The following is a 20,113-nucleotide window of genomic DNA, read 5'->3' on the forward strand; positions in this document are numbered from 1 at the left end:
GCGCGCGTAGCGTGTGTTGCCCTGCTTCAAGGCAAGATTCTGCGTTTTATGCCGTGCCAAGGCTGGGCTGAACTGATAATATTGATTTTCAGAACATATACTTAGACAAGGCACACAGTTACCCATGGAAAGCCGTCTCAGCCGTCTGGAAGCCGTTCAAACCGTGTTGCTGGAAATCGGGCAGCGTTCGAGCACCTGCAGCGATATCAGCGAATTCCTGCAGGCGGTGCATGCGGCGCTGGGGCGCATCATGTATGCGGCCAATTTTTACGTGGCCCTGAGCGACCGTGACGACGGCCTGGTGCACTTTCCCTATTTTGTCGATGAATTCGACGCCGCGCCCGACCCGGACGTGGGCGTGCGCCTGGCCAGCGCCGCGCAGTCGCCCACGGCGTGGGTCATCGTCAACCGCAAGCAGCTGGTGATGACGGCCGACGACGACGCCATGCGCGCCATCGGTGGCGGCGCCTGGGGCGGCGGCACGGCGGCCGAGCACTGGATCGGCTGTCCGCTGCTGGACCAGCAGCACCAGGCGCTGGGCGCCATCGTCATCCAGAGCTATGACGCGCAGCACCGCTTCAGTCTGGAAGACCAGGCCCTGTTCGCGCTGATCGCCACGCATGTGTCGAGCGCCCTGCAAGGCATGCAAAGCATGGACCGGCTGGAAAAGGCGGTGCAGGAGCGCACGGCCCTGCTGGCGCACGAGGTGGCCGAGCGGCGTCGCGCGGAAAACCTGCAGCATGCGCTGTATGAAATCGCCAACCTGTCGGCGCAGGCGGCCGACGCCACCACCCTGTATGCGCGACTGCATGCCATCATCAGCGGGCTGGTGACGGCGAAGAATTTCCTCATCGCCCTGTACCATCCGGACAACAAGGACATCACGATCCCGTATTTTGTCGATGAAAAGGATGCGCAGGCGCCCGTCAAGCGCTTTCATTACGGCATCGGCATGAGTTCCTACGTGCTGGCGCGGCGCCAGGCCTGTCTGCTCGATGCGGACAGCTACGCGGCGCTGGTGGCCAGTGGCGAGATGGACGAGCCGCTGGGCAATGTGGGCATCGCCAGCTGGATGGGCGCGCCCATGCTGCTGGGCGAGCGCAAATATGGCGTGATCATCGTGCAAAGCTACGACACCTCCGTTGTGTATGGACAGGCAGAACTGGACGTGCTGGCCTTCATGGCCAGCCACGTGGCCGTGGCGATGGCCCGCATCCAGGCCGACAGCGCCATGCGCCAGGCCAAGGAAACGCTGGAAGAGCAGAACGCGGCCCTGAACAGTGCCCTGAGCGCCTTGCAGGAAGCGCAGTCGGAACTGGTGCGCCAGGAAAAGCTGGCATCGCTGGGCCGCCTGGTGGCTGGCGTGGCGCATGAAATCAATACGCCGCTGGGCATTTGCGTGACGGCCACCAGCCACTTGGTGCAGGAATTGAAGCTCACGCGCGAAGACCTGGACGGCGGCCAGCTCGATGAAGACGGTTTGCGGCAGTTTTTCGACATCATCGACCAGACCCTGCGCATCATGACGACCAATACGCAGCGTGCCGCCGCGCTGGTGCGCAGCTTCAAGCAGGTGGCCGTGGACCAGTCTTCGGACGAGTTGCGCAGCTTTAATTTGCGCAAATACCTCGATGAAATCCTGCTGTCGCTGCAACCCAAGCTGAAGGGCAAGCCAATCAGGGTGGAGATCGAATGCGCACCCGAGGTGCAGCTGCGCAGCTATCCGGGCGCCGTCTCGCAGATCGTCACGAACATGGTGGTCAATTCACTCGTGCACGGCTTTGTCGAAGGCGAGCCGGGCAAGATCAGGATCAGTGCCAGGACGGCCGGCGAGATGCTGGAGCTCGACTACAGCGACGATGGCATGGGCATGGACAGCGCCACCCTGGGCCAGCTGTTCGACCCCTTCTTCACGACCAAGCGGGGTTCCGGCGGCAGCGGCCTTGGCGCGCACATCCTGTACAACCTGGTGACGGGGCCGCTGGGCGGCACGGTGAAGGTGGTCAGCGCACCGGGCATGGGATTGCACTATAAAATCCGTTTTCCACTCGAACCACGTAGCTCGGATTAGCGGCGAAGCCGCGTAATCCGAACTACGCCGCCTAATCCGGGAAGCGCTTGTTCAGGGCCAGAGCATCATCCAAATTCGCAATCAGCAACTCCACATACTGCGGATCCAGGTGGCTGCCGCTCACTTCGCGCAGGTAGCTCACTACCCGTTCCAACGGCCAGGCGTCCTTGTAGCAGCGCTTGTGCATCAGCGCGTCGAAGACGTCGGCGACGGCGGCGATGCGCGCGTATTTGTGGATGTTTTCGCCCACCAGGCCTTGCGGGTAGCCGCTGCCATCGTATTTTTCATGGTGCTGGTGGGCGATCACGGCGGCTGCTTTGAGCAGCGGACGCTGCGAGCCGTCGAGGATGGACATGCCCACCGTCGGATGCTGCTTCATGATTTCCCACTCGGCCGCGTCGAGCTTGCCCGGTTTCAGCAGCACGGCGTCCGGCGTGGAAATCTTGCCGATGTCATGCATGGGCGCCGCGTGGCGCAGCACCATGGTTTCCTCTTCCGACATGCCAGAAGCCTGCGCCAGCAACTGGCACACTTCGGCCATGCGGCGCACGTGGTTGCCGCCTTCATGCGAGCGCGATTCGACCACGTCGCCCAGACGCAGGATCAGTTCGGCCTGGGTATCGGTGATTTCCTGCGTCAGCAGGATGTTGTCGAAGGCGATGGCCACGCCCGAGCAAAACACTTCCAGCAATTGCGCGTCGAGGTCGGAAATTTCTTCCACGCCTTTTAAAACCAGCAGCGAAGCCTTGCCGCTGCTGTTGGGGAAATAGCCGACATAGGTGTCGCCATGCAGGCGCGAGATTTTATTGCTCTTGGCATGGTCCAGCTGTGACAGCAGGGAAGGGCTGAGAATGCCGCCATCGGCTTCATGGTCGCCGATCTGCGCGAGGATTTCATAATCCTGTTCGCCCGAAATGGCGCTGGCGCCGCGCAGGCGCAGCAGCATGCTCGTTTCCAGGCGCAGCAGGGCGACGACTTGCTGCAGCAGGCCGCTGGCGAAGTCGCGCAGGTTGCGCTGCTTGAAGATATGCGCCGAGGCCGCGATGACTCTTTCCAGGCCTTCGCGGTAGTGCAGCTGGGCCAGGCGCGCTTCCTCGACCTTCATGATGTCGCGGTAGGCGCGCAGGGCGGCAAAGGTGGTGGTGAACAGCTTGGTGCGGTCCAGTTCCGTCTTTTCCTTGTAGTCGTTGATGTCGTAGTTGACGATCACCCGTTCTTCCGGCGCCTGTCCCGGCTGGCCCGTGCGCAGCACGATGCGCGTAAACTGGTTGCCCAGGTCTTCGCGCATCCAGCGCGCCACTTCCAGGCCGCTGTCTTCGCGTTCCATCACCACGTCCAGGAAGACCAGCGCGATGCCTTCTTCGCGCGCCAGCACCTGCTTGGCCTCGGCGCCGCTGTAGGCATGCACGAAGCTCAGGGCGCGGCCCTCCAGGCGAAAACGACTCAGTGTCAGTTTGGTGATGTCGTGGATGTCGGGTTCATCATCGACGAGCAGGACTTTCCAGGGCGGTAACTTGGGCGATGCTGAAGACAAAAATGACATAAGGGCGAGTTCCGCTAAAAGGCATAACTGACGCAATGCTGAGACGCCTGCGCCAGGAATTCCTGTGCGCCACTACCGGCGTTGCGCGTTTTTCGGGCGCATTTTGTCGATTGTAGACTGACCGCTAAGTATTAACAATATGCAAGAAAAATTGACTAAAAACATGCAACACACGTGCTACAAAACACTTGAAATCCATGCTGTTAACACTATCTATACTTTATCGCTTAGGCAACTATATTTTCAAGACAATACTTTGTTTTAATTAATATTGCCAATGAATCTGCAAAAAAGTCGGCGCCTTGCCTTTCTGGCGGAAAAACAGAAAAGTAACAAGGTATGAATTGCGCGCCAGAATGGGCTGCAGCGCGCTATATTGAATAAGCATAAGAAGTGGCCCCATGCCACTCACATTTCCTGAAAGGGGCAATCATGCAAAAGCAAACGACGCGCGCCCTGGTCGCCGCCCTGGCCTTGCTGGCCAGCAGCGTGGCCTGGGCGGGAACGGAAGTGCAGTTCAGCAAACCGGATCAATACACGGATGTCCCGTTCAACCCGCAGGAACGCGATGACGTGTTGAAGGAACTGGGCCGGCATTTCGAGAAACTGGGCGCATCACTGCCGCCCGGACAGACCTTGAAAATCGACGTCACGGATGTGGATCTGGCGGGACGTGAAAACCCCGCGCTGCGTGCCGGCCAGGATATCCGCGTCATGAATGGCCGGGTCGACTGGCCGCGCATGCGCTTGCACTATGTGCTGGAGCAGGATGGCAAGGTCATTCGCAGTGGCGATGCCGCCCTGTCCGACATGTCGTACCTGAGCCGCATCAATCATTACTTCAGCAATGAAAAACTGCGCTATGAAAAGCTGATGATCGATGACTGGTTTGCGGACACCTTCGGCATCAAGGTGAAGCGCCAGACGCGCAAGTAAGCGAGCATTCATCGCTATGTCAGCGCAGGTATGCTGCTTCGATGCGCGCCAGCTGGCCATTCTGCCGCAAGGCAAGCAAGGCCGCATTCATCTTGTCGATGAATGCGGCCTTGTAGGCGGGCGCATTGCGCGCGCTGTAGGCGATATACGTGGCTTCGGACGACAGTTCCAGCACTTCGTGCAATTGAAAGCCATAACTGGTCAGTTCGTCTTGCAGCTGGCGCGCCGTGTGGCGGGCTGCGCCGCGGTCGCTGGCGTAGCAATCGATGCGCCGCAGGGCCAGTTTCCTCAGATTGGCTTCATTGCCCTTGGCCGCTTCCAGGCGCAGCAGTCCCTGGCGGGCCGGTGCCATCAATTTTTCCGACAGTAAAAACCCCGTGTTGACGCCGACGGTCAGGCCGGCAAAGTCGGTCGGGAAGTGCGTGCGCGGCGTGCGCATGACGGCCTCATGGCAGAACAGCACTACCGATTCGCGGTACAGCATGGCCGAATATGGTTGCACGTAGGGCCGTTCCGTCTTGCGCCCGGGCGGGAACAGGCCGAATACCTGGCCTTTTTCCAGCGCATCAAGGCCCCGTTTCCAGGGGCGCGGCTGCAGGTCCAGCTGATACTCCGGCATTCTTGTGGCGGCTGCGCGCAGCATATCGACGTACATGCCCTTGAACACGCCATTTTCCACGTAGCTGTATGGCGCATAGTCGTCGTCGCCGTACAGGATGACGGTTTGCGGCGCGGCCGGGGCGGTCCGCAACACGCCCAGCAGCGCCAGGGTCAGGCACAGTCTTGCCGTTATCGCTGCTTGCATGCCGCTCCAGTTTTAATGTCTTCCTGGCAAGCATACAGCATGGCGGCATGGCGACCCGCTTAATCTTAATTTATCCCTTAATCGATCCAGTTCACCTGCGGGAACTTGCTGCCAAACTCTTCCGGCATGGGCACGACCTGGCTGCGCTTGTAGTTGAAAAACACAAAGCCGGACTTGGCCATCGCGATCAGCGTGTTGTCGCGCGGACGCGTGATGCGGAAAGTGATATCTCCGCCATATTTATTAAAATCCATGACGCCCACTTCGAACAGCAGCTGGTCGCGCGCATGGGCTTCGGCACGGTAGGTGGTGGCCAGGTCGGTGACGATGATGCCGGTGCCGTCCGCTTCAATGTCGCGCACGCCGAATTCGAACAGGAAGCGCGCGCGGGCCTCGGAAATCATGGAAATCATGGAATCGTTGCCGAGATGGTTGCCGGCATTGATGTCCGTGGTGCGTACCGTCAGTTGCGAGGAATAGCAGTACTGGTCTTCGGGAAATTCAAGTTTCAAACGGGCCATGGTGTTCTCTTGGGCTGGTGCGCGGGGCGCGACGGGAAAAACCCATTCTAGCCGGTTCCCCGCGCCCCGTCGAAAAACGCCCTCTGCCGCCCGCGCACGCTTATTTGCGTACGCCTATTTACGTACGACCCTGTACACCTTGCCCGTGCCGCTCAGCATGTACAGTTCGTTTTGCGCATCCTGGCCGAACGACAGGATGTTGCCCACGTTGGTGATGCCCCAGTCTGTCACGGCGGAGGCCGTGCCATTGCTGTAGCTGAAGCTTTTCAGCCAGCCGCTGCAGTAGTCCGAATACAAATACTGCCCCGTCAGTTCCGGCAAGGCCGTGCCCCGGTACACATAGCCGCCCGTGATCGAGCAAGCGCCGGCCGCATCGTGGCCGTATTCGATCGCAGGCAGGACCAGCCCCGCCTGGTTGCAGCCGCTGCTGTTGTAGCAGTGTGCGCCTTCCATGCTATTCCAGCCATAGTTGTTGCCCGCCTGGCCCACGGGGCGCACATCGATCTCTTCCCAATTGGCCTGGCCCACGTCGGCGAGGTACAGCAGCAGGGCCGGCACGTCGAAGGCGTAGCGCCACGGGTTGCGCAAGCCATATGCCCAGATTTCGGCGCGCGAGCCGGGCGTGCCGGCAAACGGGTTGCCCGCAGGAATGGCGTATGGCTGGGCTACCGTGCTGGCGTTGACGTCCAGGCGCAGCAGTTTTCCCAGCAGCACATTCGTGTTTTGCGCATTGCCGGACGGGTCGCCCGCGCTGCCGCCGTCGCCCGTGCCCGCGTACAGATAGCCATCGGGGCCAAAGCTGAGCAAGCCGCCATAGTGGTTGCTGAACGTGGGGTGGGGTATCGTGAGGATGGTCAGCGCGGACAAGGGATCGGCCACGTTGGCATTGCCGGCCGACACTTGCCGTCGCTCGATGACGATATCGCCGGCCAGGTTGGTGTAATACAGGAAGAAATAGCCGTTGCTGGCGTATTGCGGATGGAAGGCCATGGATAGCAAGCCCCGTTCGCCGCTGGTGCTGGTGAGCGGGCTGATGTCGAGGAAGGGCGTGGCCAGCAGGTTGCCGTTTTGCACCACGCGGATGCGGCCGGGGCGCTCAAGGATGAACAAACGGCTGTCGCCGGGCGGCGCCGTGAGGAAGATGGGTGCGCTCAGGCCGGAGGCCACCTCTTGCAGGGAGAGGGCCAGCGGCGCGCTGGCCGCATAGGTGACGCTGGCGCTGGCTGTCGCACCCACATTGACTTGCACCTGTTGCATGGCGGGCGCGGGCGCCAGCGTTCCCGTGCCTTGCGCCACGCTGGCGGCGCTGAGCGCGTAAGCGCCGGGCGCCAGGTCCGTGAGCGTGGTGCTCGCCGTCAGCAGCTTGCTGTAGGACGCGGGACCGCTGAGCGTGACGGCGCCCGCCACGCCGGCCGGCAAGCCGCCGATGGCGACCGTCAGGCTGCCGGTGGTGGCGCCAGGCGGGGCGTCGTCGTGCCCGCCGCCACAGGCGGCCAGCAGGACCAGGCAGCATGCCAGCAGCAGGGCCAGCCAGATATTCGGGCGTCGGGAAAATAGATTGCGCATGTCAGTCTCCTGCGGGAAGGACGGCGAGTCGGTGCGATGCATCAAGGGAATGCTGTTGCGTCAAGAATGCGCGTTTTGCTGTCCGCAGGATTGAGCTTGCACAAGCGTACGCCTGTCACACACCGCGCTTCCGTGCGCTGTTGCACGGTGCGGCGGCATCGGACAAATGCGCCGCGTTTTCAGACAAGCGCGCCGCCGCTGGCCCCGCCATGCCCGCCAGCGTCCGATAATGGCGCATCTGAACCCGAGCAGGAAGAATCCCCATGAAAACCAAAGCCGCGATTGCCTGGAAGGCGGGCGCCCCGTTGACCATCGAAGAAGTCGACCTGGCCGGCCCGCGCGCCGGCGAAGTGCTGGTCGAGCTGAAAGCCACGGGCATTTGCCACACCGATTACTACACCCTGTCGGGCGCCGACCCGGAAGGCATCTTCCCTGCCATCCTCGGCCATGAAGGCGCGGGCGTCGTCGTCGACGTGGGCCCGGGCGTGACGACCCTGAAAAAGGACGACCACGTCATTCCCCTGTACACGCCGGAATGCCGCCAGTGCAAGTTCTGTCTGTCGCAAAAGACGAATCTGTGCCAGGCCATCCGCTCCACGCAGGGGCGTGGCCTGATGCCGGACGCCACTAGCCGCTTTTCCCTGCATGGCCAGCCCTTGTTCCACTACATGGGCACCTCGACCTTTTCCAACTATATCGTGGTGCCGGAAATCGCCCTGGCGAAGATCCGCGAAGATGCGCCGTTCGACAAGGTTTGCTACATCGGCTGCGGCGTGACGACGGGCGTGGGCGCCGTGCTGTTCTCGGCCAAGGTGGAAGCGGGCGCCAATGTGGCCGTATTTGGCCTGGGCGGCATCGGCCTGAACGTGATCCAGGCGGCGAAGATGGTCGGCGCCGATAAAATCATCGGTATCGACATCAATCCTGCGCGCCAGGCCATCGCCCGCAAGTTCGGCATGACGCATTTTATCAACCCGAACGAGGTGGAAAACGTCGTCGATGCCATCGTGCAACTGACCGATGGCGGCGCCGACTACAGTTTTGAATGCGTCGGCAACACGACCTTGATGCGCCAGGCGCTCGAGTGCACGCACAAGGGCTGGGGTAAATCGTTCATCATCGGCGTGGCGGCAGCGGGGCAGGAAATTTCCACGCGCCCGTTCCAGCTGGTAACGGGGCGCGAATGGCGCGGTTCGGCCTTCGGCGGCGCACGCGGGCGCACAGACGTGCCAAAGATCGTCGACTGGTATATGGAAGGCAAGCTCAATATTGACGACTTGATCACGCACCGCCTGAAGCTGGAAGACATCAATCAGGGCTTCGACTTGATGAAGAGCGGCGAATCGATCCGTTCCGTGGTGTTGTACTAATCTTCACGGATGTGCTCCTTGCGCAACACTTGACTGACGGGGCAGGGCGGCAGGCTGTACTTCGCTGCCTGCCCCTGCTAGTGTGAAGGCATCGCCACGTCGCCTTGAGATGGGAGCCTTGCATGTTCGCCACTGCCTATTTGCTGACCTTGCGGCGCATGCTGCCCGTCTTCCTGGCCGCTGCCCTGTGTTCGCTGGCGGCGCTATGGTGGCGCGATGCCGCCATTCTGGCTTCGTCCACCATGTGGCTGGGCTTGCTTGCCACTTTCCTGCTGTGCGCCCTCCTGTTTACACCGCTGGCCCGCCAGCGCCGGCAGCTGGCCACGCGCCACGCGCGTCACGGCAAGCTGCGCTGAATTCCTAGCGCGCCGTGCTGGAAAAGCGTTCGCGGTAGTCGCGTGGCGTGATGGCGAGTTTCTTTTGAAACAGGCGGCGCAGCCTTTCCTCGCTGTGCAAGCCCGCTTGCACAGCCACCTGTTTTAAGGAGGACACATTGTCTTCCAGCAAGCGGCGCGCCACTTCAAAGCGGGCCGTTTCGATGAACTCCGTGGGGCTGCTGCCTGTTTCGCGCTGGAATACGCGCGTAAAATTGCGTTCGCTCATGGCCAGCCTGGCCGCCAGCAGCGGCACCGTGAGCTCTTCGGCCAGGTGTTCCATGATCCAGCCCTGCAACTGGCGGATGGTCGGATGCGTCGTCATCTGGCTCGACAGGTGTACGGAAAACTGCGACTGGCCGCCGGGCCGTTTCAGGTACACCACCAGGTCGCGCGCCACTTCCAGCGCGATATCGCGACTGAAATCGTCTTCCACCAGGGCCAGGGCCAGGTCGATGCCGGCCGTCACGCCGGCCGACGTCCAGAATTTCCCCTCCCGCACGAAAATCGCATCGGCATTGACCTGTATCAATGGATAGCGCTGGCGCAGGCTGTCCACGGCGCTCCAGTGCGTGGCGGCGCTCTTGCCGTCGAGCACGCCCGCCTCGGCCAGAAAGAAGCAGCCCGTGCACAGGGCCGCCAGGGTAGCGATGCGCGGCGCCGCTTCGGCCACCCAGGCGGCCAGGGCGGGGATGTCGTGCAGCACCTGCTCGACATGGTGGCAGCCGACGATGACGGCCAGGTCGGGCAGGCGGTTCACATCGAGCGCCTTGCTCGCGTGCAGTGACATGAGGGTGTCGGACTCGACGGGGCCGATGGCCGTCGACACGATGCGCACGTCGTAGCCGCCGGGCAGATTGCGCAGGCGCAAATGGGTGTTGGCGTAGTCAAAAACTTTCATGGCGCCGATGGCTTCGAGCGCCTTGAAGCCCGGGTAGACGATGATGTCGACGGTGCGCAGGGGGAATTCTTTGGGGCTTTGCTTGATCATGCGATATGTGCGAGGGTGAAAAATACTGCCATAATGCAACAACAGCGAGGACATAGATTAGCATGGAGTAACCCACGCGCCCGCTGTCTTCCCATTCATCGAATTCCTGAATATCGTGCGCTTACTTCCATTTTTTTCCACCCTGACACTCTTGTTGTACTCCACTCTTGCCCAGGCGGCCACGCTCAATTTCAATGGCGGCAGCGTCAGCGGCTGTGCCCTGCCAGCGTCAAGCACCCAATACACTTGCGCCAGCCTGATCATGGGCAGCACCGACAATGTCGTCATCGCCAGCGGCTATGGCGTGACGGTCAACAGCGACGTGAGCATCGGCTACAACCAGGGCTTGAGCATGAGCGGCACGGCGGCCCTGACGGCCAACCGGAATCTCGACATCAGCAATGTCAATCCGCCCAACCTGAAGATTACGGGTGGCAGCCTGACTGCCAAAGGCGGTAATTTCAATGTAGGGGCGCAGGGCGGCACGGTGATCGTGGCCGATATCTCGGCGGCGTCCGTCTCCGTGGGCGGCACGCCCGTGAAAGTGACGGGCAATATCACGGCCACGGGCAATATCGACATTTCCGCCGGCTCGACGCTGAATGGCGCCATCAACGGTGGCAGCATCACCAGCAGTTCCAACGTCACCATCAGCGGCAGCGTGAAGGCCAACGGCAGCGTCAGCATCGGATCAAGTTCGACCATAACGGGGCCCATCAACGGCAGCAGCATCACCACCAGTTCCAGCGTGACGATCACGGGTGACGTGACGGCCGTCAATGCCTTCAGCCTGGGTTCGGGCAGTAACCTGAAGGGCACTACCAAGGCGCCCGTCGTCAGCATTGACGCGGCCAGCAGCCAGGTGCAGGGCGATATCACGGCCAGCACCTCGCTGACCGTCGGTTCCGGTAGCCAGATCCAGGGCAACCTGACATCGCCGACCATCGACCTGAGGGCGTCCGGCCTGCTCGTCACGGGCGATGTGAAGGCGAGCAATTCCCTGAGCATCGCCTCCGGCAATGGCGTCAAGGGGAATGTGGAGGGCGGCAACGTGACCCTGGATTCCTCCAACGCCTACATCACCGGCAACGCCCTGGTTGACCACATCACCCTGGGCTGGCAGGGCCGGGTGCAGCAAACCATCACTTGCAAGGCCTATACGCCATCCAATCCGTGCAGTTGCGTGACGAACAACAGCGGCTGGCCCTACACTGACCCCATGGGGCCGAAATGCGGCCCCGGCACGCAGGCCGCTCCCCACCATTTCCAGATTGATCATTCGGGCACGGCCCTGACGTGCGCGCCGCAGACGGTAACGGTGACGGCGTGCGCGGATGCGGCTTGTAGCAGCAAGTACACGGGCGGCGCGACTGTCACCGTCAGTCCCGGCGGCACGGCGACGCAGATCGACAGCAGCGGCGTGGCAACAGCCACTGTGCGCCAGTACGCTGTCGGCAGTGCCACCCTGAGTCTGACGAGCGTGACCGGCGCCACGGGCGCGCTGGTGTGCAAGCGCGCCTCGGACAAGAGCACCAGTTGCGTTATGAATTTCGCGGAAACAGGTTTGATTGTCACTCCCGTCAACCATGTCTCGGCCACGCAGCCGTCGTTTGACATCAGCGCGGTGCAGGCCAGCCCCAATCAGCAAGCCTGCATGCCCCTGTTTGCCAACAAGAACAAGGACTTGACGCTCGCTTGTGGCTACAGCAATCCCGCCAGCGGCAGCTTGCCCGTCTTTATCAAAGGCACTGGCGCCTTCATTGCCCTGGCGGCGGATAACAGCAGTGCTTGCAGTGCCGTGGGGAAAACTGTCAACCTGGCATTCAACGGCCAGGGCGTCGCCACGGCCACCATGTCCTATGCGGACGTTGGGAAGGTGAATTTGGCGGCTACCTATACAGGGTCGGCCAATACTGGCGACGCCGGCTTGAGCATGACGGGCAACGCCGATGTCATCGTCGTGCCGAAGCGTTTTGTGTTTGGCGCGATCGCCACGCCGCAGCGCGCCGGCCTGGCCGTGACGCCAGTGGCGCCAGCTACCACGATCAGTGTATCGGCGCTGAATGCGCTCGGGGTGGTGACGCCCAATTTTGGCAAGGAAGCGACGGCGCAAACCGTGCAATTGGGGCACGCCATCGTCGCGCCCTTGTTTACCGGCCGCCGCGACCCCGAGGTGGCGGGCAGTTTGACTTTCAATAACGGTAATGGCATAGGAACGGCCGCGAACATGGGCTGGCCGGAAGTGGGCACTATCCAGTTTACCGCCAGCTTGCCTGCCTACCTGGGGTGGACGTTGCCACCTGTCAATGGCATCACGCCACCGTTGGCAACAGGCAATAGCGCCAATGTGCAATTCATTCCCCACCACTTCGCGACGGCAGTGACCGGGACGGTGCCCATGCGGTGCGTGGCGCCACTGACGTGCGTGGGCGCGCAGCCGGGTCAGACCGTGGGCAACTTTGTGTATTCCAGGCAAGCGTTTGGCTTGCGCATCACGGCGCAGAATGCATCGAATGCGACGACGATCAATTTTGACGGTCAGGACAAGAGCTTGCCGGTGAACGTGGCTTTGCAGGCCTACGATGCCGCCACTGGCAAGACGGCTTTGCCACCGGCCGATCCTGCGGGTAGCCAGCTTACCGATGGCACAGCCGCCCAGACTGTCGTGAGCGGTATCGCCGCAAGCAATTTCAAAGGAGGCGTGGCCGACACCGTCATCGCTTATCGCTTTCCCGGCGCATACGCGGTGCCTGCCGGTGCGGTAGCGCTGGCGCCGCCCACCGACGTGCTGTTTCGCGCCACCACCACGTATCCGGGCGAGACCGTCGTGACGTCGGCGCCGTCCGCCTCGGGGACGGAAGGGCAGTTGACCGTCCTGACGGGGCGCATGATGGTGCCGAACAGCTATGGTTCCGAGCGCTTGCCCATCCGGCTGCCCGTGCAAGTGCAGTACTGGAATGGGCGCTGGGTGAGCAATGCGTCCGACAGCGTCACCACATTTACCCGGGCCAACGTCGTTTTGGCCAACTGCCGCAAGATGCTCACTTCGGGGGGCGGCGCGTGCAATGGCGCCGCGAAGGTGCAGGATGGTAGTTATACCTTTGTCGCCGGGTTTTTGCCTTCGCCTAACGGGCGCCTGATGTTGCTGGCCCCTGGCGTGCCGGGCAGCGTCGACGTCTCCGTACCCGGCCTGTCTTACCTGCCCAGCACGGTGGGCACCGTCGTCTTTGGCGTCTTGCGATCCGGTCCCGTGATTTACCTGCGCGAGATGTATTGAGGCAGGACAAAAGGGGGACGGGCGCAGACAGGGCGAAAAACCAGTAACATGCCTGGCTGTGGCATTCCCCCAACCTCAGACTGGAGTTTCTATGAGCACAACTTCGCAGTGGATCGATATCGCCGGCCCGGACGGCAGCTTCCAGGCTTACCTGGCCGTGCCGCACGTGGGCAAGGGTCCCGCCATCATCCTGTTGCAGGAAATTTTCGGCGTCAACGAGCACATCCGCGCCGTGGCCGACCAGTACGCGGCCGATGGCTACGTGGTGCTGGTGCCTGACCTGTTCTGGCGCGCGGGCGCACACATCGAGCTGGGCTATGACGAAGCGGGCTGGAAGCGCGCCGTGGAACTGATGCAAGCCACCGACAATCCCCACGCCGACAGCGATATCGCCGCCACCGTCGCCGCCTTGCGCGCGCGTCCGGAAGTGACGGGCAAGCTGGCCTCGGTCGGCTACTGCTTCGGTGGCCGTTTGTCGTTTCAAACGGCTGCGGCCGGCCTGGTCGATGCGGCCATCGCCTATTACGGCGGCGGCATCCAGAACAAGCTGGACCTGGCCGACCAGATCACGGTGCCGCTGCTCATGCATTTCGGCGGCAAGGACAGCCATATTTCGCCGGACGCCGTGCAAAAGATCGCCGAGCGCTTCGAAGACCGGCAAGACGTGGAAATCCATATCTACCCGGGCGCCGAGCACGGTTTCAACTGCACCCACCGCGACAGCTACCAGCAACGCGCCGCAGCCCACGCTCACGGCAATTCCTTGATCTTCCTGGCGGAAAATCTGTAAGCGGGAGAGCGGCAAGCGCCATCGACTCGGCAGCAAAGCCGCATGGGCGCTAAAATAGCGGCTGTGCCGGGCAACTCCGGCCGGCCGGGCACCGCGCCCGGCAAACCTGGATGAGGAACCGAATTAAAGATGGCCCAAGTAATTGTTTCTGTAACATTGGCGGCAAGCGCCGAACGCGTGTGGGATTTTATCGGCGGCTTCCAGTCGCTGGCTGAATGGTCGAGTTCCATCAAGACCAGCCTGTCCGAGCATGGCGGCCGCGTGCGCCGCCTGAAAACCACGGACGGCGCCATCATCGCCGAACGCCTGCAAAGCTACAGCGAAGCGGACAAGAGCTACAGCTATACCATCGTCTCGGGCCCGATCCCCGTCAAGAACTATCGCTCCACCCTGCGCGTCACGGGTGAACCGGGCGCCGCTTCCTGCGTGGCGGAATGGTCAAGCGAGTTCGACGCGGCCGAAGGCGTGGAAGAGGTCATGGTGGGCGCGTTTCAACATCTGTATGAGACCGCATTCGTCGACCTGAAACGCATCATGGCAATTTGAATCATTGCGGGTCAGACCCGTTGGGGGAATGCGCCCAATGGGGGCATTCCGATCACGCAGTGACTGACCCCGGCCTTTTTTGCTTTGCGGGTTAAAACATTGTTACCCTCTTAGCGTTTTACCTTGCCAAACGCCTCGCCCTTGTTCCATGTAGGCAAGTTCTTGTCGTTCGCCACTTCATAGCCGAGGTTCAGGGTGAACTGCGCCTGCTGCACCATGCCCGACAAGTCCCACGACGGGTGGTATTCATCGGTGACCTGGTGGTAATCCTTCTTGAACGCCACCAGGCGCTCGCCGGAGGCTTTCGGCTCCTTGACGAAATCGAACGAGCCGTCGCCGGAAAACACGGCCGAGCCCACGTTGAAGGCGGGTACGCCGGCCTTGGCGAAGGCAAAATGGTCGGCCCGGTAAAACGCGCCCGACAGGTCGGGAATGGTGGGCGCCAGGCGCAGGCCCATGCGCTTGGCCACCCTGGCGGCGCTCGCGTACAGGCTGCTGCGCTCGGCGCCGGCCACGCCGATGTCGTGCGTCTTGCCGACGAAGTTCATGCTGTCGAGGTTCAGGTCGGCTGCCGTTTTCGCCAGCGGCCATAAAGGCGCGCGCGTGTAGGCCGTGCTGCCCAGCATGCCCGTTTCCTCGCCGGCCGGCCACAGGAAGATTTGCGTGCGGCGCGCCGGTTGTTTCACGGCCACCTGCGCCATGGCCAGCAGGGCTGCCGCGCCCGAGGCGTTATCGATGGCGCCGTTGTAGATATGGTCGCTCTGGCCCTGTTTGACACCTTGGCCGCTGCCTTCGTCATCCTTGCCCAGGTGATCCCAGTGGGCCGAGTAAATGACAGCTTCGTCCTTCAGTTTCGGGTCCGTGCCCGGCACGATGCCGGCCACGTTGAATTGCTCGATGCTGCGGACCTGGCTGTCGAGCTGCACCTTGACCGTGGCGTCCAGGGCCACGGGGCGGAACTCGCGCGTTTCAGCCTGCGTGCGCAAGGCGTCCAGGTCCTGTCCGCCCGCCTGGAACAGGGCGCGCGCCATGTCTTCCTGCAGCCAGCCTTCCATGGCGTTACCCGCGCCGGCCAGGCTGAAGCGCTCGTGGCCGAAGCCGTTGGCCGGCACCGACCACGGATACGACGCCGATGCCGTCGTGTGTATCAGCAAGACGCCGGCGGCGCCCTGGCGCAGCGCTTCCTCGTACTTGTAGACCCAGCGGCCGTAATACGTGAGGGACTTGCCGGCAAAGCGCTGCGGTTCGGCAGCGGTGGGTTGCGGGTCGTTGACCATCATGATGACCAATTTCCCTTTTAAATCAAAACCCTTGAAATCGTCCCAGCGCTCCTCTGGCGCGCGGATGCCGTAGCCGGCAAACACGACGGGCGCGTCGAACGCCACTGTCTGCTGGCCGTTGGAGGCGCCAAAGACGATGTCCTTGCCGAAGGCGGGAGCGAGCGTCTTGCCGCCCGCGCTGAACGTGACCTTGCTTGATGGCAATGCCTTGCTGCCGACGATGGTCAGCGCCTGGCGGTAGCTGCCATCTTTCAGGGGCTGCAGGCCGGCCACGGCCGCCTGGGTTTCCAGGTAGCGCACGGCCAGGTCGCCGCCGCGCTGGCCCGTGCCGCGTCCTTCGAGCAAGTCGTCGGCCAGGAAGGACAGATGGGCGCGCAGGGGCGCTTCGGCAACGAGCGGTTGGGCAAGGGCGGCCGTGCTGAACAGGCTGGCGGCGAGGACGATGGGAAAACGCATGACAACTCCAAAAGTGAATACGGGAAGGCAAAGCAGCGGCAATCTTACTCTACCGCAATGCTCCAGCGTAGCGCGCGGCGTGCGCGCGCCATTGCGGCCACAATGGCCGCTGGCCCACCGACTAGGAGCGTTCCATGACTGCCACCGACTTGCAATCGAACAATACCCTGCGTACCGCCGACGGCACCCTGATCTACTACAAGGACTGGGGCAGCGGCCCGCCCGTCGTTTTCAGCCACGGCTGGCCCCTGTCGTCCGACGCATGGGAAGACCAGATGTTTTATCTGGCCTCGCATGGCTACCGCGTCATCGCGCACGACCGGCGCGGCCACGGCCGCTCCAGCCAGCCTTTCGGTGGCAACGACATGGATACCTATGCCGATGACCTGGCTGCGCTGATCGAGGCGCTGGACTTGACAGGCGCGACCCTGGTGGGCCACTCGACGGGCGGTGGCGAGGTGGCGCGCTACATCGGCCGCCACGGCACGCAGCGCCTGGCGGGCGCCGTGCTGGTAGGCGCCGTGCCGCCCCTGATGCTGCAAACTACGGAAAATCCGCTGGGCCTGCCGTTGTCTGCCTTTGACGCCATCCGTGCGGGCGTGCAGGCCGACCGCAGCCAATTCTTCCGCGACTTGAGCGAGGCTTTCTATGGCTACAACCGGCCCGGCGCAACACCGTCACAGGGCGTGCGCGACAGTTTCTGGCGTCAAGGCATGCAGGCGGGCATGCCGGCATCCTATTTGTGCATCAAGCAATTTTCGGAAACGGATTTCACCAGCGACCTGGCCAGGTTCGACGTGCCGACCCTGGTGATCCATGGCGACGATGACCAGATCGTGCCCATCGCCGCCTCGGCGCGGCGCACGGCTGAGCTCATCATCGGCAGCAAGCTGCTTGTGTATGCGGGCGCGCCGCACGGCCTGGCGACGACGCACAAGGACCGCCTGAACGAGGACTTGCTGGAATTCTTGCGTACCTGAAACGGGGCGGGTGCCGTCGCGTCGAGGCGCCCGCCGTTGCTATTGCCGCGCAGAACAGGCGTGGGCGGCATATTGTTGTGTATCGTTTAATGTTGGCAAAATCACGCGCCAATTGCATGCGGATCACCGATTTTTCTGCCTTTTTTCGGTAGATATGCCGCAAAAAACGGCGTTCTGCGGCATGCAGCCACCCGGTAAGGTCCAGTAAAGAGTAAACTAGCAGATACACTCTTTCGCATTGGGCGATTCGAGCGAACTTGTGAGTGATTTCATGTCTGATACACCAATTTCCTTATTTTCCGACCTTAAACTGAGCGAGCCGCTGATTCGCGCGCTCAAGGATGTCGGTTACGAAACACCGTCGCCTATCCAGGCGGCCACGATTCCATTATTGCTCGCTAACCGCGACGTGCTGGGCCAGGCGCAAACAGGCACGGGTAAGACCGCCGCCTTCGCCTTGCCTATCCTGTCGCGCATTGATCTGAAACAAAGCTCACCCCAAGCCCTGGTCCTGGCACCGACGCGCGAACTGGCCATCCAGGTCGCCGAAGCGTTCCAGGTGTACGCTGCCCACATTCCCGGCTTCCACGTGCTGCCGATCTACGGCGGCCAAAGCTATGGCCCGCAGCTGTCGGCCTTGCGCCGCGGCGTGCATGTCATCGTCGGCACCCCTGGCCGCGTCATCGATCACCTGGACAAGGGTTCGCTCGACCTGTCCAAGCTGAAAACGCTGGTGCTGGATGAAGCCGATGAAATGTTGCGCATGGGCTTTATCGACGATGTCGAACGCATCTTGAAAGAAACGCCGGAAGGCCATCAAACGGCCCTGTTCTCGGCCACCATGCCTTCCGTCATCAAGCGCATCGCCACCACTTACCTGGTGAACCCGGCCGAAGTGACGGTCGCCGCGAAGACGGGCACGGCTGACAACATTCGCCAGCGCTACTGGCTGGTGTCGGGCATGCACAAGCTGGACGCATTGACCCGCATCCTGGAAGCGGAAGTGTTTGACGGCATGATCATCTTTGCCCGCACCAAGCTGGGCACGGAAGAGCTGGCCGGCAAGCTGCAGGCACGCGGCTTCTCGGCTGCCGCCATCAATGGCGACATCCAGCAAGCGCAGCGCGAGCGCACGATCCAGCAGTTGAAAGACGGCAAGATCGACATCCTCGTGGCAACCGACGTGGCCGCCCGCGGCCTGGACGTCGAGCGCATCAGCCACGTCGTCAATTACGACGTGCCGCACGATCCGGAAAGCTATACCCACCGTATCGGTCGCACGGGCCGCGCCGGCCGCAGCGGCGAAGCGATTTTGTTCATCACCCCGCGTGAAAAGAACTTGTTGAAAGCCATCGAACGCTCGACCCGCCAGCCGATCGGCATGCTGGAACTGCCGACGATCCAGGCCGTCAACGACGTGCGTATCGCCAAGTTCAAGGAACAGATCAGCGAAACCCTGGCCTTGGGCGAACTGGAGCAGTTCCAGTCGCTGATCGAAGATTTCGAACGCGAACAGAACATTCCCGCCATCGAAATCGCCGCCGCCCTGGCGAAGATGGCGCGTGGCAATGTGCCTTTGTTGCTGGACAAGAACAAGGCGCGCGAGCAAGCCACGTGGCAAGACGACCGTCCTGTGCGCCAAGACCGCTTCGAACGCAACGACCGTCCGGAACGGGGCGACCGCTTTGAGCGTAACGAGCGCAGCGAACGCGGCGAACGTCCTGCCTTCCCGAAAAAGGAACGCATCCAGCGTCCAGCCGACGCCGGCATGCAAACCTTCCGCATTGAGGTAGGTCATCAGCATGGCGTGAAACCGGGCAATATCGTGGGCGCCATCGCCAACGAAGCGGGCATTGATTCGAAAAACATCGGCCGCATCGAAATCTATGACGACTACAGCGTGCTGGACTTGCCAGATAGCATGCCGAAGGAATTGCTGGACCAGCTGAAAACCGTGTGGGTAGCGGGCCAGCAGCTGCGTATCAGCCGCGATGGCGACGCACCGGACCTGGCGCCGCCAGCCGCGCCGCGCAAGCCGTTTGCAGCCAAGTCCGCGCCAGCGTTCAAGGATGCGCCGGCCGACGCGGACGACGCGGCACCAGCGCCGCGCGCGCCGAAGAAGGAACGTCCACGCCCAGGCGTGACGGCTTACCGCATCGAAGTGGGCCGTGAGCATGCCGTGACGCCAAGCAACATCGTCGGCGCCATCGCCAACGAAGCGAATCTGGAAGCCAAGCATATCGGCCGCATCGATATCTTTGACAACTACAGCGTGCTGGACTTGCCGGAAGGCATGCCGCCGGAAATCCTCGACCATCTGAAATCGGTCGTGGTCTCGGGCCAGAAACTGCGCATCAGCCTTGATGACGGCACGACGGAGCGTAAACCTGCGCCGGCGCGTCCGAAGTCCCCGCCGCGTAAGTCATTTAAGTAAGCCATCCCCACAGGCGCTGCGGCGCCTGTGTCGCGGATTGGAGACATATCCCCCACTGGCGCGTTCGCGCCAGTTTTTATTTCCCCTCAAGAATTGAACCTTATTGCTCCGTTACTAATGCGGATGGCTGCGCCATGTATTTTTTCTATTGGCCAGCCGTCGCCATCTTTTAA

The 20,113-nt window shown here is 62.1% G+C and carries 15 protein-coding genes; 9 read left to right on the forward strand and 6 right to left on the reverse strand.

The genetic code is table 11. From position 1 onward, the window contains the following. The first annotated feature begins 124 nt into the window (after positions 1 to 124). Complete coding sequence (locus ACQ4W0_RS09910) at positions 125 to 2,071, forward strand: GAF domain-containing sensor histidine kinase (RefSeq protein ID WP_436576565.1); 1,947 nt, start codon at positions 125 to 127, stop codon at positions 2,069 to 2,071. 31 nt (positions 2,072 to 2,102) lie between these two features. Here ACQ4W0_RS09910 and ACQ4W0_RS09915 read toward each other — a convergent pair whose 3' ends face one another. After that, complete coding sequence (locus tag ACQ4W0_RS09915; protein ID WP_436576566.1) at positions 2,103 to 3,614, reverse strand: DUF3369 domain-containing protein; 1,512 nt, start codon at positions 3,612 to 3,614, stop codon at positions 2,103 to 2,105. A 432-nt stretch (positions 3,615 to 4,046) separates the two neighbouring features. On the opposite strand from ACQ4W0_RS09915, the gene ACQ4W0_RS09920 reads away from it, so the two are divergent. Continuing rightward, positions 4,047 to 4,550: a DUF3016 domain-containing protein gene (locus ACQ4W0_RS09920; protein ID WP_436576567.1), complete on the forward strand. Its 504-nt coding sequence runs from the start codon at positions 4,047 to 4,049 to the stop codon at positions 4,548 to 4,550. 19 nt (positions 4,551 to 4,569) lie between these two features. On the opposite strand, the gene ACQ4W0_RS09925 is transcribed toward ACQ4W0_RS09920, so the two are convergent. The 3 genes from ACQ4W0_RS09925 to ACQ4W0_RS09935 all read right to left on the reverse strand — a co-directional run bounded on the left by ACQ4W0_RS09925 (position 4,570) and on the right by ACQ4W0_RS09935 (position 7,442). Then, positions 4,570 to 5,355 (reverse strand): substrate-binding periplasmic protein, encoded by a 786-nt coding sequence (locus ACQ4W0_RS09925; protein WP_436576568.1) that lies wholly within the window; start codon positions 5,353 to 5,355, stop codon positions 4,570 to 4,572. Positions 5,356 to 5,432: 77 nt separating this feature from the next. Continuing rightward, positions 5,433 to 5,876, reverse strand: coding sequence for a thioesterase family protein (locus ACQ4W0_RS09930; protein WP_071079638.1), 444 nt, complete (start codon positions 5,874 to 5,876; stop codon positions 5,433 to 5,435). Between the two features lie 114 nt (positions 5,877 to 5,990). Beyond that, positions 5,991 to 7,442: a PQQ-dependent sugar dehydrogenase gene (locus ACQ4W0_RS09935; RefSeq protein WP_436576569.1), complete on the reverse strand. Its 1,452-nt coding sequence runs from the start codon at positions 7,440 to 7,442 to the stop codon at positions 5,991 to 5,993. 263 nt (positions 7,443 to 7,705) lie between these two features. Here ACQ4W0_RS09935 and ACQ4W0_RS09940 point away from each other — a divergent pair, with 263 nt between their 5' ends. Together ACQ4W0_RS09940 and ACQ4W0_RS09945 are read left to right on the forward strand one after the other, a co-directional pair. Next, positions 7,706 to 8,812 carry an S-(hydroxymethyl)glutathione dehydrogenase/class III alcohol dehydrogenase gene (locus ACQ4W0_RS09940; protein WP_436576570.1) on the forward strand — a complete coding sequence of 369 codons (1,107 nt, stop codon included), beginning with the start codon at positions 7,706 to 7,708 and terminating at the stop codon, positions 8,810 to 8,812. Positions 8,813 to 8,934: 122 nt separating this feature from the next. Further along, positions 8,935 to 9,168 carry a hypothetical protein gene (locus tag ACQ4W0_RS09945; protein WP_436576571.1) on the forward strand — a complete coding sequence of 78 codons (234 nt, stop codon included), beginning with the start codon at positions 8,935 to 8,937 and terminating at the stop codon, positions 9,166 to 9,168. Positions 9,169 to 9,172: 4 nt separating this feature from the next. On the opposite strand, the gene ACQ4W0_RS09950 is transcribed toward ACQ4W0_RS09945, so the two are convergent. Continuing rightward, a complete protein-coding gene (locus ACQ4W0_RS09950) occupies positions 9,173 to 10,177 on the reverse strand; it encodes a GlxA family transcriptional regulator (protein ID WP_436576572.1) in 1,005 nt (334 codons plus the stop codon). Positions 10,178 to 10,292: 115 nt separating this feature from the next. Here ACQ4W0_RS09950 and ACQ4W0_RS09955 point away from each other — a divergent pair, with 115 nt between their 5' ends. The 3 genes from ACQ4W0_RS09955 (at position 10,293) to ACQ4W0_RS09965 (ending at position 14,790) form a co-directional block, all read left to right on the forward strand. Continuing rightward, positions 10,293 to 13,454, forward strand: coding sequence for a DUF6701 domain-containing protein (locus ACQ4W0_RS09955; protein WP_436576573.1), 3,162 nt, complete (start codon positions 10,293 to 10,295; stop codon positions 13,452 to 13,454). A gap of 91 nt (positions 13,455 to 13,545) precedes the next feature. Beyond that, positions 13,546 to 14,244 carry a dienelactone hydrolase family protein gene (locus ACQ4W0_RS09960; protein ID WP_436576574.1) on the forward strand — a complete coding sequence of 233 codons (699 nt, stop codon included), beginning with the start codon at positions 13,546 to 13,548 and terminating at the stop codon, positions 14,242 to 14,244. 129 nt (positions 14,245 to 14,373) lie between these two features. Then, the gene (locus tag ACQ4W0_RS09965; protein WP_070217725.1) at positions 14,374 to 14,790 is read left to right on the forward strand and encodes an SRPBCC family protein; all 417 of its coding nucleotides are present in this window, start codon (positions 14,374 to 14,376) and stop codon (positions 14,788 to 14,790) included. A 110-nt stretch (positions 14,791 to 14,900) separates the two neighbouring features. Here ACQ4W0_RS09965 and ACQ4W0_RS09970 read toward each other — a convergent pair whose 3' ends face one another. Further along, positions 14,901 to 16,526 carry a M28 family peptidase gene (locus ACQ4W0_RS09970; protein ID WP_436576575.1) on the reverse strand — a complete coding sequence of 542 codons (1,626 nt, stop codon included), beginning with the start codon at positions 16,524 to 16,526 and terminating at the stop codon, positions 14,901 to 14,903. A gap of 134 nt (positions 16,527 to 16,660) precedes the next feature. Between ACQ4W0_RS09970 and ACQ4W0_RS09975 the strand changes: the two genes are divergently transcribed. Beyond that, the gene (locus ACQ4W0_RS09975; RefSeq protein WP_436576576.1) at positions 16,661 to 17,506 is read left to right on the forward strand and encodes an alpha/beta fold hydrolase; all 846 of its coding nucleotides are present in this window, start codon (positions 16,661 to 16,663) and stop codon (positions 17,504 to 17,506) included. A gap of 271 nt (positions 17,507 to 17,777) precedes the next feature. Continuing rightward, on the forward strand, positions 17,778 to 19,940 hold the full coding sequence (locus ACQ4W0_RS09980) for a DEAD/DEAH box helicase (protein ID WP_436576577.1): 2,163 nt from the start codon (positions 17,778 to 17,780) through the stop codon (positions 19,938 to 19,940). Positions 19,941 to 20,113: the final 173 nt, after the last annotated feature.

It is taken from the genome of Janthinobacterium breve, from assembly GCF_051380895.1.
GTDB lineage: Bacteria > Pseudomonadota > Gammaproteobacteria > Burkholderiales > Burkholderiaceae_D > Janthinobacterium.

Excerpts from the sequence above, each read along its gene's own strand:
- ACQ4W0_RS09910 (WP_436576565.1), top strand. The coding sequence starts at position 125 with ATGGAAAGCCGTCTCAGCCGTCTGGAAGCCGTTCAAACCGTGTTGCTG.
- ACQ4W0_RS09915 (WP_436576566.1), bottom strand. The coding sequence starts at position 3,614 with ATGTCATTTTTGTCTTCAGCATCGCCCAAGTTACCGCCCTGGAAAGTC.
- ACQ4W0_RS09920 (WP_436576567.1), top strand. The coding sequence starts at position 4,047 with ATGCAAAAGCAAACGACGCGCGCCCTGGTCGCCGCCCTGGCCTTGCTG.
- ACQ4W0_RS09925 (WP_436576568.1), bottom strand. The coding sequence starts at position 5,355 with ATGCAAGCAGCGATAACGGCAAGACTGTGCCTGACCCTGGCGCTGCTG.
- ACQ4W0_RS09930 (WP_071079638.1), bottom strand. The coding sequence starts at position 5,876 with ATGGCCCGTTTGAAACTTGAATTTCCCGAAGACCAGTACTGCTATTCC.
- ACQ4W0_RS09935 (WP_436576569.1), bottom strand. The coding sequence starts at position 7,442 with ATGCGCAATCTATTTTCCCGACGCCCGAATATCTGGCTGGCCCTGCTG.
- ACQ4W0_RS09940 (WP_436576570.1), top strand. The coding sequence starts at position 7,706 with ATGAAAACCAAAGCCGCGATTGCCTGGAAGGCGGGCGCCCCGTTGACC.
- ACQ4W0_RS09945 (WP_436576571.1), top strand. The coding sequence starts at position 8,935 with ATGTTCGCCACTGCCTATTTGCTGACCTTGCGGCGCATGCTGCCCGTC.
- ACQ4W0_RS09950 (WP_436576572.1), bottom strand. The coding sequence starts at position 10,177 with ATGATCAAGCAAAGCCCCAAAGAATTCCCCCTGCGCACCGTCGACATC.
- ACQ4W0_RS09960 (WP_436576574.1), top strand. The coding sequence starts at position 13,546 with ATGAGCACAACTTCGCAGTGGATCGATATCGCCGGCCCGGACGGCAGC.
- ACQ4W0_RS09965 (WP_070217725.1), top strand. The coding sequence starts at position 14,374 with ATGGCCCAAGTAATTGTTTCTGTAACATTGGCGGCAAGCGCCGAACGC.
- ACQ4W0_RS09970 (WP_436576575.1), bottom strand. The coding sequence starts at position 16,526 with ATGCGTTTTCCCATCGTCCTCGCCGCCAGCCTGTTCAGCACGGCCGCC.
- ACQ4W0_RS09975 (WP_436576576.1), top strand. The coding sequence starts at position 16,661 with ATGACTGCCACCGACTTGCAATCGAACAATACCCTGCGTACCGCCGAC.
- ACQ4W0_RS09980 (WP_436576577.1), top strand. The coding sequence starts at position 17,778 with ATGTCTGATACACCAATTTCCTTATTTTCCGACCTTAAACTGAGCGAG.